The organism is Stenotrophomonas maltophilia group sp. Smal32, assembly GCF_030237085.1.
Taxonomy (GTDB): Bacteria; Pseudomonadota; Gammaproteobacteria; order Xanthomonadales; family Xanthomonadaceae; genus Stenotrophomonas; species Stenotrophomonas maltophilia_Q.
Map to the genome: position 1 here is coordinate 1 of NZ_JASJSI010000032.1, position 14845 is coordinate 14845.

19 protein-coding genes and 1 tRNA gene are annotated in these 14845 nt (G+C 66.7%); 6 read left to right on the plus strand and 14 right to left on the minus strand.

What is annotated here, in order from left to right:
• Nucleotides 1-58: 58 nt before the first annotated feature.
• Complete coding sequence (locus QRO91_RS10000; protein WP_106548812.1) at nucleotides 59-751, plus strand: aspartate/glutamate racemase family protein; 693 nt, start codon at nucleotides 59-61, stop codon at nucleotides 749-751.
• A gap of 24 nt (nucleotides 752-775) precedes the next feature.
• Here the strand turns inward: QRO91_RS10000 and QRO91_RS10005 are convergent, their stop codons facing one another.
• Nucleotides 776-1171: a hypothetical protein gene (locus QRO91_RS10005; RefSeq protein WP_197620259.1), complete on the minus strand. Its 396-nt coding sequence runs from the start codon at nucleotides 1169-1171 to the stop codon at nucleotides 776-778.
• Between the two features lie 240 nt (nucleotides 1172-1411).
• Between QRO91_RS10005 and QRO91_RS10010 the strand changes: the two genes are divergently transcribed.
• The gene (locus QRO91_RS10010) at nucleotides 1412-1921 is read left to right on the plus strand and encodes a DUF3011 domain-containing protein (protein ID WP_099551918.1); all 510 of its coding nucleotides are present in this window, start codon (nucleotides 1412-1414) and stop codon (nucleotides 1919-1921) included.
• Nucleotides 1918-2136: a hypothetical protein gene (locus tag QRO91_RS10015; protein WP_370671861.1), complete on the plus strand. Its 219-nt coding sequence runs from the start codon at nucleotides 1918-1920 to the stop codon at nucleotides 2134-2136. The genes QRO91_RS10010 and QRO91_RS10015 overlap by 4 nt, the downstream gene beginning before the upstream one ends.
• Here QRO91_RS10015 and QRO91_RS10020 read toward each other — a convergent pair.
• The 11 genes from QRO91_RS10020 to thrS form a co-directional block, all read right to left on the minus strand.
• Nucleotides 2115-2456 (minus strand): low molecular weight protein tyrosine phosphatase family protein, encoded by a 342-nt coding sequence (locus QRO91_RS10020; protein ID WP_049430374.1) that lies wholly within the window; start codon nucleotides 2454-2456, stop codon nucleotides 2115-2117. The two genes, QRO91_RS10015 and QRO91_RS10020, sit on opposite strands and share 22 nt — an antisense overlap.
• A complete protein-coding gene (locus tag QRO91_RS10025; RefSeq protein WP_014037933.1) occupies nucleotides 2453-2653 on the minus strand; it encodes a hypothetical protein in 201 nt (66 codons plus the stop codon). The genes QRO91_RS10020 and QRO91_RS10025 overlap by 4 nt, the downstream gene beginning before the upstream one ends.
• Before the next feature lie 117 nt (nucleotides 2654-2770).
• Nucleotides 2771-2847 (minus strand) — tRNA-Pro (locus QRO91_RS10030).
• A 68-nt stretch (nucleotides 2848-2915) separates the two neighbouring features.
• Complete coding sequence (locus QRO91_RS10035; protein ID WP_005410431.1) at nucleotides 2916-3272, minus strand: MerR family transcriptional regulator; 357 nt, start codon at nucleotides 3270-3272, stop codon at nucleotides 2916-2918.
• A complete protein-coding gene (locus QRO91_RS10040; protein WP_005410432.1) occupies nucleotides 3253-3552 on the minus strand; it encodes an integration host factor subunit alpha in 300 nt (99 codons plus the stop codon). The genes QRO91_RS10035 and QRO91_RS10040 overlap by 20 nt, the downstream gene beginning before the upstream one ends.
• A 27-nt stretch (nucleotides 3553-3579) precedes the next feature.
• Nucleotides 3580-5961 carry a phenylalanine--tRNA ligase subunit beta gene (pheT, locus tag QRO91_RS10045; protein ID WP_049430388.1) on the minus strand — a complete coding sequence of 794 codons (2382 nt, stop codon included), beginning with the start codon at nucleotides 5959-5961 and terminating at the stop codon, nucleotides 3580-3582.
• Between the two features lie 87 nt (nucleotides 5962-6048).
• On the minus strand, nucleotides 6049-7044 hold the full coding sequence (locus QRO91_RS10050) for a phenylalanine--tRNA ligase subunit alpha (RefSeq protein WP_005417865.1): 996 nt from the start codon (nucleotides 7042-7044) through the stop codon (nucleotides 6049-6051).
• Nucleotides 7045-7237: 193 nt separating this feature from the next.
• A complete protein-coding gene (gene rplT / locus QRO91_RS10055) occupies nucleotides 7238-7597 on the minus strand; it encodes a 50S ribosomal protein L20 (RefSeq protein WP_005410435.1) in 360 nt (119 codons plus the stop codon).
• 11 nt (nucleotides 7598-7608) lie between these two features.
• Entirely contained in the window at nucleotides 7609-7806 is a 198-nt protein-coding gene (rpmI, locus tag QRO91_RS10060) for a 50S ribosomal protein L35 (RefSeq protein ID WP_005410436.1), read from the minus strand.
• A gap of 266 nt (nucleotides 7807-8072) precedes the next feature.
• Nucleotides 8073-8615, minus strand: a complete 543-nt coding sequence (infC, locus tag QRO91_RS10065; protein WP_005410437.1) for a translation initiation factor IF-3 — start codon at nucleotides 8613-8615, stop codon at nucleotides 8073-8075.
• A gap of 48 nt (nucleotides 8616-8663) precedes the next feature.
• Complete coding sequence (thrS, locus tag QRO91_RS10070; RefSeq protein ID WP_049430379.1) at nucleotides 8664-10565, minus strand: threonine--tRNA ligase; 1902 nt, start codon at nucleotides 10563-10565, stop codon at nucleotides 8664-8666.
• Between the two features lie 428 nt (nucleotides 10566-10993).
• On the opposite strand from thrS, the gene QRO91_RS10075 reads away from it, so the two are divergent.
• From QRO91_RS10075 to QRO91_RS10085, 3 genes are read left to right on the plus strand one after another with little or no spacing between them, the layout of a single operon-like run.
• Complete coding sequence (locus QRO91_RS10075; RefSeq protein WP_049434122.1) at nucleotides 10994-11290, plus strand: hypothetical protein; 297 nt, start codon at nucleotides 10994-10996, stop codon at nucleotides 11288-11290.
• Complete coding sequence (locus QRO91_RS10080) at nucleotides 11290-11553, plus strand: hypothetical protein (protein WP_049427283.1); 264 nt, start codon at nucleotides 11290-11292, stop codon at nucleotides 11551-11553. Before QRO91_RS10075 ends, QRO91_RS10080 begins: the two co-directional genes overlap by 1 nt.
• 10 nt (nucleotides 11554-11563) lie before the next feature.
• The gene (locus tag QRO91_RS10085; protein WP_285310377.1) at nucleotides 11564-13123 is read left to right on the plus strand and encodes a PepSY domain-containing protein; all 1560 of its coding nucleotides are present in this window, start codon (nucleotides 11564-11566) and stop codon (nucleotides 13121-13123) included.
• Between the two features lie 24 nt (nucleotides 13124-13147).
• Here QRO91_RS10085 and QRO91_RS10090 read toward each other — a convergent pair whose 3' ends face one another.
• The gene (locus tag QRO91_RS10090) at nucleotides 13148-13552 is read right to left on the minus strand and encodes a VOC family protein (RefSeq protein ID WP_197620254.1); all 405 of its coding nucleotides are present in this window, start codon (nucleotides 13550-13552) and stop codon (nucleotides 13148-13150) included.
• Nucleotides 13553-13635: 83 nt separating this feature from the next.
• Nucleotides 13636-14826: a glycoside hydrolase family 18 protein gene (locus tag QRO91_RS10095; protein WP_197620255.1), complete on the minus strand. Its 1191-nt coding sequence runs from the start codon at nucleotides 14824-14826 to the stop codon at nucleotides 13636-13638.
• Nucleotides 14827-14845 lie beyond the last annotated feature (19 nt).

Consider the following 14845-nt stretch of genomic DNA (forward strand, 5'->3'; position numbering starts at 1 on the left):
GTTGTGCAATGCCCTTCCTCATTGTGCTGCAATGGCCGCCTCTTCCCTGGAGCAGCGCATGAAGACCCTCGGCCTGATCGGCGGCATGAGTTGGGAAAGTTCGGCCCAGTACTACCGCCTCATCAATGAGCAGGTCCGGCGGCGGCTCGGAGGCGCGCACTCCGCGCAGCTGCTGCTGTGGTCGGTGGATTTCGCCGGCATCAAGCAGCTGCAGCACGACGGCGACTGGGACGCCCTGGGTGATCACATGGTCGATGGCGCGCGGCGCCTGCAGGCGGGCGGCGCCGACCTGCTGCTGATCTGCACCAACACCATGCACAAGCTGACCGATCGCATCGAGGCGGCCTGCACGCTGCCGCTGCTGCACATCGCCGATCCGACCGCGACTGCGATCCTGCAGGCAGGCGCGCGCAAAGTGGGCCTGCTCGGTACGGCCTTCACCATGGAGCAGGACTTCTATCGAGGCCGCCTGCAGGAACGCTTCGGCCTGGAGGTAGTGGTGCCTGACGCCGATGACCGCCGCAACGTGCACGACATCATCTACCAGGAGCTGATTGCCGGCGTGGTCAGCGAGCGCTCGCGGCAGCTCTACGCCGGCGTGATCGCGCGCCTGGTCGAGCGCGGCGCTGAAGCGATCATCCTGGGCTGTACCGAGATCATGCTGCTGGTACGGCCGGAAGACAGCGCAGTACCGCTGTTCGACACCACCACCCTGCATGCGCTGGCTGCGGTGGATGCAGCACTCGGCTGAGACGCCGCAATGCGCGACGCGGAATCAGCCCGCGTCGCGGACTTCCAGCGCGGTGATCAACCAGTCGACCACGGCCTGCGAATCGCACAGGAAGAAGACGCCATCTCCCGAGCGCGCATCGGTGAGCAGGCGATAGACGGTGATCGCCACCGCAGACTGGTTGGCAATGAACACTTCCGGGCTGCGCGGCCCTTCGCTGTGCCCTGCCACGGACTGCAGCGCCTTGCGCGCAGCCACAGTGGCAGCCGGGTCCGCGCTGCGGGTCAGTTCCGGCCCGCGCAGCCCCCAGGCAACGAACACATGCTTGCCCTTGAAGGTGGTGTCCAGGACCTGCACCTCGGCGGCGCCTGCGCCTACCGAGCGATGAATGACGATACTGCTGATCAACGCAACCCCCTGTGGTCGTCGTGGTCCGCGCATCGTCCTCCACAGGCCGGCCGCGCGCCAGTGACGGCCGCCACAGGCCGCGCCGACAGGCGTGGAAGACATGTAAGAAGGTGTAACCCGATGCGATCGGATGTGCAGCGATGATACGGGATGTAAGCCTCTGCATGGACCCGCGCGCACTACTAAATCCCCACTGAGCCACGTCGGGAACGAAGCGTTCCAATGGACCCGGGCTGGGTCATTCTTGCCGCCCGCTCCCTCAACGAGGCCCCCATGACCCATCGCCTGCTGCTGCCGATTGGCGGCATCTCCCTGGCCATGCTGCTTGCAGCCACCACCGTGGCTGCCCAGGATTACGACGCAGCGCACATTCCCGCACTTCGCTGCGAATCCCAGTTCAACAAGACCGAGCAATGCCCGATCGAGGGCCCGATGCGCCTGGCCAGGCAACTATCGGTCACCCGCTGCGTGGAAAACCAGAACTGGGGCCAGAGCCGTCGCATGCTCTGGGTGACCGATGGCTGCCGTGCCGAGTTTGTCGCCGATGAACATGGCCGCTGGCCGGGACGCGGCAGGGGCCGTGATCGCGACGATGAGGGTGAACGCCTGGTCTGTGAGTCCTACGAAAAGAAGGACAAGGAATGCCGCATCCGCGTGCGTCATGAGGTGCGCATGGTCAAGCAGAAATCGGTGACGACCTGCATCGAAGACCACAACTGGGGCTGGGACCGCCGCGGCATCTGGGTCAGCGATGGCTGCAGGGCCGAGTTCCGGGTGTATTGACTGCCGGCCGCGCGCTGGCTGCAGCGATTGCTCACGCGCACGCCATCGCGCTGCAGGGCCATGGCAAGCGCTTCACTTCGCCCCATGCATCCAGCACCAGCACCAGCACCAGCATGCAACGCTTGCTCGCCACGCCCGGTTTCATCGACCACGGCATCGTGCATGGACTGGACAAAGGCGATCCGGAGTTGATCTACCGCTTTGCCGGCAGCTGATCGAGATACACGGCCACCTTGGCGTCCAGCAGGTCCATCAACACCGGATCCATGCAGCGATAGTCGTCGGGGATGTCCAGGCAATGCAGGCGCTTGTGCTCCAGCAGGCGTGCGTACGTGGCCTGCAGGCGATGCTGGTGCTTGGCCTCCATCACGAAGATGACATCGGCCCAGCGGATATCCGCCGGGCCGATGGGGCGTCGTGCATGTGGGCTGGTGCCGGCCGACAGCGCTGCGAAGCCGGGCCGCCGTCGCCACATGGCTTCGGCGGTCGGGCTGCGCAGCTGGTTGCGGCTGCAGACGAACAGCAGGTTGATCATTCCTGTTCCTGCAGTTGGCGGGCGCTGAGGACCGGATAGGTGAAGCCCAGCTGGCGTGCACGCGCGAGCTTGGCATCGCGCGTATACAGCAGCTTCCAGTTCTTCTCGGGCTTGTAGCTGTAGGCGGTCGTAGCGCGGTCGCCACCGCGGTTGCGAGCCTGGCTGCGACGCCAGGCACGGTTTCTTGCAGATTCCATGATGTGTTCTCGTGAGTACCGGGTTCAGCAGCCGCGGTAGTACGAGTGGCGCGCAGCATACACCGCGCTCACAAAAAAGCCCACGCATCGCTGCGCAGGCTTCTTGATTCATCACAGTGGTCGGGACGGCCGGATTCGAACCGACGACCCTCTGCCCCCCAGGCAGATGCGCTACCAGGCTGCGCTACGCCCCGACTGATGCTGCGATGTGCCCGCCAGTGCGGCGGGCCGTGAAGTATAGCGGATTACGATGGAAATGGGATCAGCGGCGCAGCAACTGCAGCACTTCTTCCAGCTCCATGCGCACCTGCTTGATGATCTGGTTGCTCAACGCCGATTCCTCGCGGGCATCGGGGCCATCCAGGCGCAGGCGTGCACCACCGATGGTGTAGCCCTGTTCGTACAGCAGGCTGCGGATCTGCCGCACCATCAGCACGTCGTGGCGCTGGTAGTAGCGGCGGTTGCCTCGGCGCTTGGCCGGCTCAAGGCTGGGAAACTCGGTTTCCCAGTAGCGCAGGACGTGCGGCTTGACGTCGCACAGCTCGCTGACTTCACCAATGGTGAAGTAGCGCTTGGCCGGGATCGGCGGTAGTTCGCGGTTACTGCCCGGATCCAGCATAAGCTTCCACCCTCTCCTTGAGCTTCTGGCCCGGACGGAAGGTGACCACCGTACGGGCGGAAATCGGAATTTCCTCGCCGGTCTTGGGGTTGCGACCCGGGCGCTGGTTCTTGCGCCGCAGATCGAAATTACCGAAGCCCGACAGCTTCACCTGACGTCCCTGTTCCAATGCTTCACGCAGCACATCGAAAAACGCGTCGACGAATTCCTTGGCTTCCCGCTTGTTCAGACCGACTTCGTCGAACAGCTTTTCCGCCATCTCCGCCTTGGTCAATGCCATTGCCTGCTACCCCCGAGTGCTGCCCGCTCAGCCGCGGATCCGGGCGTGGTGTTCACGCTCGATGGCAGTGACCGCCTCGGCCACCACCGCATCCACGTCGCGGTCCGTCAGAGTGCGCGACTTGTCCTGCAAAATCAAGCCCATAGCGAGACTCTTGAATCCCGGCTCGACGCCCTGGCCGACATAGCGGTCGAACAGGTTCAGGTCGCGCAGCAGTGGGCCGGCGGCCTGGCGGACGGTCGCCGCCAGGTCGGCCCAGGCCACCTGTTCAGGCACCAGGAACGCTAGGTCACGGCGCACTGCCGGGAAGCGCGACAGCTCGCCCGCACGCGGCAGGCGACGGGCGGCCAGCGGTTCCAGGTCCAGTTCGAAGGCATAGACGTCGGCTTCGATGTCCATCGCCCTGGCCAGGCGCGGGTGGATCTGGCCGATCCAGCCGATCGCCACGCCATCGCGGAACACCTCGGCCGAACGCGCCGGGTGGCCATAGGGACGGGCCGACGGGCGGAACTCCAGCTGCGCACCACTGGCCGCGGCCAGCGATTCCAGGTCGCCCTTCAGGTCGTGGAAGTCGACCTTGCGGGTCGGCAGGCCCCACTGCACCGCCTGCGCATCGCCACAGACCGCAGCGGCCACGCGCGGGGTTTCCAGCGGTGCCGGTTGGCCGTCCCCGGCCTGCTGGACAAACACGCGCCCGATCTCGAACAGGCGCACGCGGCCGAGCTGGCGCGCGGCATTGCGGCCGAGGGTGGCGACCAGGCCCGGCAGCAGCGACGGGCGCATCACCGCCAGTTCCGCCGACAGCGGGTTGGCCAGCGGCACCAGGCCGTCGCGCAACTGCCACTGGGTCAGCAGCGCGTGGTCGACGAAGGCAAAGTTGACGGTTTCCTGCTGGTCGCGGGCGACCAGCTGGCGACGCACGCTCAGCGCGTCCAGCTGGGTCTCGCTCGGCATCGCCACGCGCGAGGCACCGCCCGGCAGCGTGGTCGGGATCTGCTCGTAACCGTGGATGCGGGCCAGTTCTTCGATCAGGTCTTCTTCGATGGCAATGTCGAAGCGACGGCTCGGCGCGGCGACCTGCCAGCCCTCGGCCGTGGCAGCCACGTCCATGCCCAGCGCGCGCAGGATGCGCTCGACTTCGGCGTCGTCGATGGTGATGCCGAGCACGCGGGTGATGCGGGCGCGGCGCAGCACGATGGTTGCCGGCTGCGGGAGATCGGCTTCACGCACGGCCTCGGTGACCGGCGCCGGGGTACCGCCGGCCAGGTCCAGCACCAGGCGGGTGGCGTATTCGATGGCGGTGCGCGGCAGTGCCGGATCGACGCCACGCTCGAAGCGATGACCGGCATCGGTGTGCAGGCCCAGCTTGCGGCCACGGCCCATGATCGCGGCCGGCGCGAAGTGCGCGGCCTCCAGGAACACCGCGGCGGTGTCATCGGTGACGCGGGTGTCGAAGCCGCCCATCAGGCCGGCCAGGCCGACCGCACGGTCGGCATCGGTGACCACCAGGAAGCTGTCGTCCAGCGCGGCGTCACGGCCGTCCAGCAGCTTCAGGCTCTCGCCCGCGCGCGAACGGCGCACGGCGATGCTGCCCTGCAGGGTGCCGAGGTCGTAGGCATGCATCGGCTGGCCCAGCTCCAGCATCACGTACTGGGTGATGTCGACCAGCAGCGAGACCGGACGCACGCCGCTGCGGCGCAGGCGCTCGGCCATCCACAGCGGGGTCCTGGCGGCGGCGTTGACGCCTTCGATGACGCGGCCCAGGTAACGCGGCGCTTCGGCGCCGGCATCGAGCTGGATCGACAGTTCACGGCTGCCGACCGGCGCAATGGCATCGGCGGCGAAATCCAGCACTTCGCTGCGGGTGGCCGCGGCGACGTCGTAGGCGATGCCGCGCAGGCTGAAGCAGTCGGCGCGGTTCGGGGTCAGCTTGATCTCGATGCTGGCGTCCGGCAGCCCCAGATACTCGACCAGGGACTGGCCGACGGGTGCATCGTCCGGCAGCTCCAGCAGGCCGGATGCATCATTGTCCAGGCCCAGCTCCTTGGCCGAGCACAGCATGCCGTTGGATTCGACGCCACGCAGCTTGGCCGGCTTGATCTTCAGCTCGCCGATCTGCGCACCGACCATCGCCAGCGGCGCGACCAGGCCCGGGCGCGCGTTCGGTGCGCCGCACACGATCTGCAGCAGCTCGCCCTGCCCGGCATCGACCTTGCACACCTGCAGGCGATCGGCTTCGGGATGGCGCACGGCTTCGACGATGCGAGCCACGACCACGTGGTCGAGGCCTTCGCCAAGCGCGGTCACCTCTTCCACTTCCAGGCCGATGGCGGTCAGCACCGCGCTCAGTTCATCGCGCGAGGCGGAGGTCGGGACGTGGCTGCGCAGCCAGTTTTCGGAGAATTTCATGGTGTCACCCTGGTGGGCCCGGCGCATGCGCCTGGGCCTGCGAATTTAGGAGCAGCCGAGCATGGCTCGGCTCTACATGGTTGCGGCTTACGCGAACTGTTTCAGGAACCGCACATCGTTCTCGAAGAACGCGCGCAGGTCATTGACGCCGTAGCGCAGCATCGCGAAACGCTCCACGCCCATGCCGAAGGCAAAGCCGGTGTAGCGCTCCGGATCGATGCCGACGTTGCGCAGCACGTTCGGATGCACCATGCCGCAGCCGAGCACTTCCAGCCAGCGGGTGCTGCCATCGGGCTGCTGCCAGGCGATGTCCACTTCCGCGCCCGGTTCAACGAACGGGAAGTAGCTGGGACGGAAACGCATCTCGAAGTCGCGCTCGAAGAATGCGCGCACGAACTCGGCCAGCGTGCCCTTCAGGTCGGCGAAGGTCGAATGCTCGTCCACCAGCAGGCCTTCGACCTGGTGGAACATCGGCGAGTGGGTCTGGTCGCTGTCGCTGCGGTACACCTTGCCGGCGGCGATCATGCGCAGCGGCGGCGCGTGGTCGCCCATGTAGCGCACCTGCACACCAGAGGTATGCGTACGCAGCAGGCGGCCGTCGCCGAAGTAGAAGGTGTCGTGCATGGCGCGCGCCGGGTGGTGCGGCGGGAAGTTCAGCGCCTCGAAGTTGTGCCAGTCGTCCTCGATCTCCGGCCCTTCCGACAGCTCGTAGCCCAGCCGGCCGAAGATGCCGGTGATGCGTTCCAGGGTGCGGGTGATCGGGTGCAGGCCGGCACGGTCGCCATTGCGGCCCGGCAGGGTGATGTCGATGGCTTCGGCGGCCAGGCGCGCATCCAGTGCCGCGTCTTCCAGCAGCGCCTTGCGCTCGCCCAGCGCGCGGGTCAGCGCGTCACGGGCCTGGTTGATCGCTTCACCGGCGGCCTTGCGCTCGTCGGCCGGCAGGGCGCCGAGCTGCTTGAGCTGCGAAGTGATGCTGCCACTCTTGCCAAGCAGGGCCACGCGCAGCTGTTCCAGCACGTCGGGGCTCTGTGCGGCGGCCACATCGGCCAGCGCCTGGGTGGTGAGGGATTGGATGTCGCTCATGGGGGGCCGGAACTCCAGTCGATCTGCCATCGCGATGCGCGAAGGGCCGACCCCTGTCGCCACCGCCGTCCCCGCGCTGCCGTCGTGGCCTCGCCGGGACCCAAAAAAGAATGGGGAAGGACTTGCGCCCTTCCCCATGCATTGCCTTGACCTGACACCGTTCCGAGTGAACGGTTACGGCATCGGGAAGGACTTATGCCGCCAGCGCGCCCTTGGCCTTTTCGGCCAGCGCAGCAAAACCGGCTGCGTCGTGCACGGCGATGTCAGCCAGGACCTTGCGATCCAGGGTGATGCCGGCCTTCAGCAGACCGTTCATGAAGCGGCTGTAGCTCAGGCCGTTGATGCGGGCAGCCGCATTGATACGGGTGATCCACAGCGAACGGAAGTTGCGCTTCTTCTGCTTACGGCCGATGTAGGCGTACTGCTGTGCCTTGATGACCGCCTGCTTGGCGACGCGGAAGACCTTGCGACGGGCGTTGTAATAGCCCTTGGCGAGATCCAGAATCTTCTTGTGGCGGCGACGCGCCTGTACGCCACGCTTAACTCGTGCCATTTTTCAGTTCCTCAGAGGTAAGGGAGCATGCGGTCCAGACGGCCTGCGTCTTCTGCACGGACATGGCCCGTCTGACGCAGATTACGCTTACGCTTGGTCGCTTTCTTCGTGAGGATGTGGCTACGGTTGGCGTGGCCGCACTTGTACTTGCCCGAGGCGGTCTTGCGGAAACGCTTGGCCGCTGCCCGGTTGGTCTTGATCTTGGGCATTGCAATGTCCTTGATGGGATATGACCCTGGTTTCTGACTGATCTGGCGGCGGCCTGGGCCGCTCTTTCCGTCCTGCCATGATCGGCGTACGACCCGTCCTGGGTGGGTCGAGCCGGGCATGATACAGGCAAAACCGCCCTGCCACCAGCCCCTGCAACCCTTTCGCCGGCAATTCACCGGCTTCCTGCAAAAGCAAAGGGACGCCAACGGCGTCCCCTTACCCTGAACCATTCAGCCAGGCGCCCCGGAAGGCGGCCCATCAGGCCTCAGGTCTTCTTCTTCGGCGCGATCATCATGACCATCTGACGCCCTTCCAGGCGCGGACGGGATTCAATGACGATGTCCTCGCCCAGATCGGTCTCGATCCGGTTGGCCATTTCGCGGCCCAGTTCCTGGTGGCTCATTTCACGGCCACGGAAGCGGATGTTGACCTTGATCTTGTCACCATCCTCGAGGAACCCGCGCATCTTGCGCAGCTTGATCTGGTAGTCGCCCTCGTCCGTGACCGGACGGAACTTCACTTCCTTGATCTCGACCTGCTTGGTCTTCTTCTTGGCCTCGCTGGCCTTCTTCTGCGCTTCGAACTTGAACTTGCCGAAGTCCATGATCTTGCAGACCGGCGGATCGGCCTGCGGCTGGATTTCGACCAGGTCCAGGCCTTCATCTTCGGCCATGGACAGCGCTTCGTCGCGCGACAACACGCCGATCATTTCTCCGTCACTGCCGATCACGCGGACGCGCGGCACACGGATTTCCTGATTCTTGCGGTTCTGTTTGTTGTCAGGGGTGCTGATATTACGTTCTCCCAAGGGTATCGAACCGGTCCGGGTGCCTGTGCGCCCGGACCGGACCTTTGCTTACGCGCCCTCGGCGTGGAGCCGCTCGATGAAGGCCTGCAGGCTCATGCTGCCCAGATCTTCGCCAGAACGCGTACGCACCGCCACAGCCCCATTTTCCTTCTCGCGGTCACCGATGACCAGCAGGTAGGGCACGCGCTGCAACGTATGCTCGCGGATTTTATAGCCGATCTTCTCGTTACGCAAATCCGAGCTGACGCGGAAGCCTTGCTCCGCAAGGGTTTTGGTCACACCCGAGACGTAGTCGGCCTGGGCATCGGTGATGTTGGCCACCACCACCTGGGTCGGGGCCAGCCAGGCCGGGAACTGGCCGGCATGGTGCTCGATCAGGATGCCCAGGAAGCGCTCCATCGAGCCGACGATGGCGCGGTGCAGCATGACCGGGTGCTTCTTCTGGCTGTTCTCGTCCACGTACTCGGCGCCCAGGCGGCCCGGCATCATGAAGTCGACCTGCATGGTGCCCAGCTGCCAGGTACGGCCGATGGCGTCCTTCAGGTGGTACTCGATCTTCGGGCCATAGAAGGCACCCTCGCCCGGCAGCTCCTGCCATTCCACGCCACAGGCGGTCAGTGCCGAGCGCAGCGCGCCTTCGGCCTTGTCCCAGGTGGCGTCGTCACCCAGCCGCGATTCCGGGCGCAGGGCGATCTTGATCTGGATCTCGTCGAAGCCGAAGTGCTGGTAAACCGCCAGCGCCTGCTGGTGGAAGGCCGTCACTTCCGACTCGATCTGGTTTTCCGTGCAGAACACGTGGCCGTCGTCCTGGGTGAAGCCACGCACGCGCAGGATGCCGTGCAGCGCGCCGGACGGCTCGTTGCGGTGGCAGGAACCAAACTCACCATAGCGGATCGGCAGGTCGCGGTAGCTGTGCAGGCCCTGGTTGAACACCTGGATGTGGCCCGGGCAGTTCATCGGCTTGACCGCGTACGTGCGCTTCTCCGATTCGGTGAAGAACATGTTGTCCTGGTAGTTGTCCCAGTGGCCGGACTTCTTCCACAGGCTCACGTCCAGGATCTGCGGGCAGCGCACTTCGCCGTAGCCGCTGTTGCGGTAGACCTTGCGCATGTACTGCTCGACCACCTGCCACAGCGCCCAGCCCTTGGGGTGCCAGAACACCAGGCCCGGCGCTTCTTCCTGCAGGTGGAACAGGTCCTGCTGCTTGCCGATGCGGCGGTGGTCGCGCATCTCGGCTTCCTCGATGCGCTTGATGTACGCCTCGAGCTGCTTCTTGTCGGCCCAGGCGGTGCCGTAGATGCGCTGCAGCTGTTCGTTCTGCGCGTCGCCACGCCAGTAGGCGCCGGAGATGCGGGTCAGCTTGAAGGCCTTCAGGAAGCGCGTGTTCGGCACGTGCGGGCCGCGGCACATGTCCACGTATTCCTGGTGGTAGTACATGCCCATCGCCTGGATATCGTCGGACATGTCCTCGATCAGGCGCAGCTTGTAGTCCTCGCCACGGGCCTTGAAGATCTCGATCACTTCCGCGCGCGGCGTCATCTTCTTGATGACGTCGTAGTCCTGGGCGATCAGCTCACCCATGCGCTTCTCGATCGCGGCCATGTCGTCCGGGGTGAACGGGCGCTCGGAGTAGATGTCGTAATAGAAGCCTTCGGCGATCACCGGGCCGATCACCATCTTCACGTCCGGGTACAGCTGCTTGACGGCGTGGCCGACCAGGTGGGCGCAGGAGTGGCGGATGATCTCCACGCCCTCCTCGTCCTTGGCGGTGATGATGCGCAGGCTGGCATCGTGGTCGATGACGTCGCTGGCATCGACCAGCACGCCATCCACGGCACCGGCGATGGTGGCCTTGGCCAGGCCGGCACCGATCGACTGGGCGACGTCCATGACGCTGACGGGGGTTTCAAACTCGCGGCGGCTGCCGTCGGGAAGGGTAATGTTGATCATCGCAGTGGCTTCGTGCGGGGCCCGCGGGGCGGGCTGGAAAGCGGTCCCGGGGCGGCGCCCGGGCAATAAAAAAGCGCCACGAGGGCGCCTGGAACACAGGGCCTTCGGGGGCAGGTCAACAGTGGGCGGTGGTAGTGCTCATGTCGCACGCTCGGCCGGCGCTGGGCGCGGGCCACCTTGTTCCAGTCGGGGAGTGTGACGATCTTAAACCAGCGCACCGGAAAGCCCAAGGGCTACCGTACGGTCCGCTGAATGGCCGCCGCTGGCGGCGTGAAAACGCAATGACTACCATGTGCACGCAGCCCGCCCCGTGCCAGCCTGCCCGCTTTCCCCCAGGACCTCGTGATGCGCCACCCGCTCCGACCGGCTCCCGCCGGCCCCGCCCGTGCCCCGCGTTCGCCGGCCCGCTGCCGCGGCAGCCGTCCGCAATGATCACCGTCGGCCTTTCCACGCTCGGCTTCTGCAGCCTGGGCATGCTGGCGGCGATGTTCTCGGCGCTGGCCTTCTATGCCGCCTCGCCGCACTGCCGCTGGCCGCGCCTGCGCCGCGCCGGTCGCCTGGGCCGCCAGATCGGCCTGGTCGCGGCCGCCGCTGCGCTGTGGCTGTGGATGGCAGAACTCGGCTTCGCTGCCGGCCTGGTGGCGATGCTGTGCACCTGGATGCTGGCGGCGATGCTGTTGCCGGCCCTGGCCGCCTGGCACCGTCCCGGCCCGGAGTCGCCCTGATGTGGCCGCGCGCCTTCGCTGGCATCGTCGCCGGTTTCTTCCTGGCCGCCGCCGCGACCGGCCTGCTGGCATGGCTGCCGCCCGGCCCCTGGCAGCGGGCGCTGGTGCCGTCCCTGATCGCTTTCATCCCGCTGTGGATGCTGGCCGCCCTGTGGGCGTTCAGTTTCCGCAGCGCGCTGCGTGCCTGGCTGGTGCTGGGTGGCAGCGCCGCCGCCGGCTTCGCCGTGCTTGGGCTGCTGCGCCTGTTCGGCGCGGTGCAATGAGACCTGCCCCATGAAGTTCAGCTCGCAGACCCTGCGCACGTTCACCACCCTGCATACCTGGGTCGGCCTGGTGGCTGGCTTCGGCCTGTTCGTGGCCTTCTACGCCGGTGCGTTGACCCTGTTCCACCACGATCTGCCGCTGTGGCAGACGCCGGGCGCAGCCACTGCGCTGCCGGCAGGACTGGATGATGCGCAGTACCTGCTGGAGGACGTACTGGCCACGCATCCGGAAGCCCGCCGCCACGTCGGCATGACCTTCCCCGGCGCCGACCACCCGCAGCCACTCGCGTACTGGCAGGCCGATGACGGCAGCTGGCGCTACGCCTGGCCGGGTCAGATCGCCGGCAGCCCGACGCCGCCGCAGACCGGGCTGGCGGAACTGGTCAACGAGCTGCACTACAGCCTCGGCCTGCCCGTGGCCGGCATCTACGTGATGGGCATCGTCAGCCTGCTGTACGGCATGGCCCTGCTGAGCGGCCTGGTGATCCATATGCCGAAGCTGCTCGGCGACCTGTTCGCGCTGCGTCCGGGGCGCAACCTGAAACAGCTGTGGCAGGACGCGCACAACGTGATCGGCGTGCTGAGCCTGCCCTTCCACCTGATGTTCGCGGTGACCGGGGCCCTGCTCTGCCTGGTGTTCGTGCAGATGGCCCTGCTCAACCCGCTGATCTTCGACGGCAAGGCCCTGCAGGCCGTGCCAACAGCGATGGACACCGCACCGGTGCGTGAAGCGACCGGCATCCCCTCGCCGCCGGGCAGCCTGCGCGTGCTGCATGCGCGGGCGCTGGAAGTGGCGCGCGCACAGGGCGTGACCAGCTTCGAGCCGGCCTACCTGAAGCTGGCCAACGCCGGCGACGCCAACGCCACCATCGAGATCACCGGTGAATCCACCGGCACGCTCGGCCCCCTCGGCGCTGTGGCGCTGGACGTTGCCACCGGCAATGTACTGGCGACCCAGCTGCCGGGCCAGCGCGACGCCAACCACGCCACGCTCAGCGCCGCCTATGCGCTGCACTTCGGCGAGTTCGGCAACGGCGTGGTGGTCTGGCTGTACTTCCTGCTCGGCCTCGGCGGTGCGTTCCTGTTCTACTCGGGCAACCTGCTGTGGATCGAGTCGCGGCGCAAGCGTCGCCAGCCGCAGCAGCCGCGCGCCGGAGTAAACATGGCACGGGCCACGGTCGGCGTGTGCATCGGCCTGTGCGTGGCGATCTCGGTCGCGTTCCTCACCGCGCTGGTGCTGGAACGGCTGGCGCCGGCGGCGGTAGACCATGGCATCCGCTGGGCCTGCTTTGGCAGCTGGGCGGCCTGTGCGCTGTGGGCCGCGCTGCGACGCCCGGCGCAGGCCGCACGCGAGCTGCTGTGGGCGGCGGCGATCAGTACCGCGCTGGTGCCGGTGCTGCACGGCGCACTCAATGGTGACTGGCTGTGGCGCGCTGCCTCGCAGGGCCAGTGGCCGTTGTTCTGGATCGATGCCATCGCGTTGGCCATGGCCTTCGGCTTCGCCCGCCTGGCAGTCGCCAGCCAGCGTCGCGCCCGCAACGGCGATCCGAACAGCGTCTGGGCGAACTGACGCGTCGCCCCGCATGGTCCGGCGCTACCGGAGCAGTTGTGCTTCGTCGGGGTAATGGCTGACTTCGATCAGGTTGCCATCCGGGTCGCGGAAGTACACCGATTCGATCGGACCCAGCGCGCCGGTGCGTGCAACCGGCCCCTCCTCCACCGCAACGGACTGCGCCTGCAGGTGGGCCAGCACATCGGCCATGGCGGTACGCGTGATCAGGCAGAGATCGGCGCTGCCCGGCGTGGGTTGCAGCGCATGCGGCTGCAGCGGGGCGCTGGCCGGATGCAGGTTGATCTTCTGCCGGCCGAACTGCAGCGCGGTGCGGCCGGCGCCGAAGCGCACGACCTGCATGCCGAGCACGCGCTGGTAGAAATCACAGCTGCGTTCGATGTCGGCCACGGTGAGGACCAGATGGTCCAGGCGTTCGAGATGGATCATGCCCGCAGCGTAACGCTGCGGGCATTGCCACGATGTGCGGGGTTGGGCCGATGGCGTTGCCGCATCCGCCGCCAGCGGGTGGCTCAATCGCCGATGCGGGCTTTCTGCCACGGGCCGAGCATGGCGTTGAGCAGGCTGGCCTGTTCGTCGTCGCCGGTCAGCTCCCACATGAACACGCCGGCCAGGCCCTGCTCGCGGGCGAACTGCGCACGCAGGCCGATCGAGCGCGGGTCCTCATAGCTGATGAAGACCTTCTGTTCCGCGTTGTACAGCCACGGGCTCTGCGCCTGCGGCTGCCAATGCTTCGTCCAGCCCGGCTGGTCGAGATAGCGCGCCTTGATCACCCGCCAGTCGCCGGCATCGGCCGGTGCACTGTAGGGCTGGTACAACCCATCCGGGGCATCACCGGTCACCTTGAAGCCGCGCCCGTAGAACGGCACGCCCAGCACCAGCTTGCCGGCCGGTACGCCGTGCTCGCGGTAGAACTGCACGGCACCGGCCACGTTGTTCCAGCGCCGCAGTTCCGGCGCCAGTGGATCGGCCGCCACCTCATGCAGCGGTGCGTTGAAGGTCGACACCGCCGAGAAGCCGGTGCCCATGTCGTAGCTCATCAGGTTGATGAAATCGAACACCTTGGCCAACGCCGGCAGGTCGTAGCTCGCCGCCGGATCGTAGGGGCCATCGGTCTGCAGGCGACCGGCGGCCAGCGCGGCGGTCAGCAGCATCGGCTGTCCCATCTTGCGACCGCGCGCATCGAGTGCCACGCGGAACGCCTGCGCGAGCCGGGTCAGGTTGGCGCGGTCCTGCGGACGGTGCGCCAGCTCCTTCGGGCCACCACTGACCGGGAACTCCCAGTCGATATCCACCCCATCAAAGCTGCCGGCGTGGCGATCGAAGAACAGCACCATGCACGAATCCACCAACCGCTTGCGGCTGGCCTCGGTCAGCGCCGCATCGGAGAACCCGCCCGCGCCCCAGCCGCCAATCGAAATAAGCGTGCGCAGGTGCGGGTGTGCCTTCTTCAGCTCGGCCAGCGCGGCGAAGTTCTTCGGTGCTTCCGAACCGATCGTGCAGCGCCCATCCTCGATGGTCGAGAACGCGTAGAACAGGTGGGTCAGGCGCTCGGCCGGAATGCTCGACACCGGATAGCGCTCGGCGGAACCGCCGGGGTAGTAGGCACCGAAGATCGGCGGCTGTGCGGGCGCGGCGTGCGCGGCAATGGGCAGGGCGCCGGCAATCAGCACGGCAAGGACGGCCACGGTCTGGCGGAACATGGAATCTCCCGGTTCGAAG

What these genes read in the sequence shown, in the direction of transcription:
- QRO91_RS10000 (WP_106548812.1), top strand. Translation starts at nt 59, where the DNA reads ATGAAGACCCTCGGCCTGATCGGCGGCATGAGTTGGGAAAGTTCGGCC.
- QRO91_RS10005 (WP_197620259.1), bottom strand. Translation starts at nt 1,171, where the DNA reads ATGCGCGGACCACGACGACCACAGGGGGTTGCGTTGATCAGCAGTATC.
- QRO91_RS10010 (WP_099551918.1), top strand. Translation starts at nt 1,412, where the DNA reads ATGACCCATCGCCTGCTGCTGCCGATTGGCGGCATCTCCCTGGCCATG.
- QRO91_RS10020 (WP_049430374.1), bottom strand. Translation starts at nt 2,456, where the DNA reads ATGATCAACCTGCTGTTCGTCTGCAGCCGCAACCAGCTGCGCAGCCCG.
- QRO91_RS10025 (WP_014037933.1), bottom strand. Translation starts at nt 2,653, where the DNA reads ATGGAATCTGCAAGAAACCGTGCCTGGCGTCGCAGCCAGGCTCGCAAC.
- QRO91_RS10035 (WP_005410431.1), bottom strand. Translation starts at nt 3,272, where the DNA reads ATGCTGGATCCGGGCAGTAACCGCGAACTACCGCCGATCCCGGCCAAG.
- QRO91_RS10040 (WP_005410432.1), bottom strand. Translation starts at nt 3,552, where the DNA reads ATGGCATTGACCAAGGCGGAGATGGCGGAAAAGCTGTTCGACGAAGTC.
- pheT (WP_049430388.1), bottom strand. Translation starts at nt 5,961, where the DNA reads ATGAAATTCTCCGAAAACTGGCTGCGCAGCCACGTCCCGACCTCCGCC.
- QRO91_RS10050 (WP_005417865.1), bottom strand. Translation starts at nt 7,044, where the DNA reads ATGAGCGACATCCAATCCCTCACCACCCAGGCGCTGGCCGATGTGGCC.
- rplT (WP_005410435.1), bottom strand. Translation starts at nt 7,597, where the DNA reads ATGGCACGAGTTAAGCGTGGCGTACAGGCGCGTCGCCGCCACAAGAAG.
- rpmI (WP_005410436.1), bottom strand. Translation starts at nt 7,806, where the DNA reads ATGCCCAAGATCAAGACCAACCGGGCAGCGGCCAAGCGTTTCCGCAAG.
- thrS (WP_049430379.1), bottom strand. Translation starts at nt 10,565, where the DNA reads ATGATCAACATTACCCTTCCCGACGGCAGCCGCCGCGAGTTTGAAACC.
- QRO91_RS10075 (WP_049434122.1), top strand. Translation starts at nt 10,994, where the DNA reads ATGATCACCGTCGGCCTTTCCACGCTCGGCTTCTGCAGCCTGGGCATG.
- QRO91_RS10080 (WP_049427283.1), top strand. Translation starts at nt 11,290, where the DNA reads ATGTGGCCGCGCGCCTTCGCTGGCATCGTCGCCGGTTTCTTCCTGGCC.
- QRO91_RS10085 (WP_285310377.1), top strand. Translation starts at nt 11,564, where the DNA reads ATGAAGTTCAGCTCGCAGACCCTGCGCACGTTCACCACCCTGCATACC.
- QRO91_RS10090 (WP_197620254.1), bottom strand. Translation starts at nt 13,552, where the DNA reads ATGATCCATCTCGAACGCCTGGACCATCTGGTCCTCACCGTGGCCGAC.
- QRO91_RS10095 (WP_197620255.1), bottom strand. Translation starts at nt 14,826, where the DNA reads ATGTTCCGCCAGACCGTGGCCGTCCTTGCCGTGCTGATTGCCGGCGCC.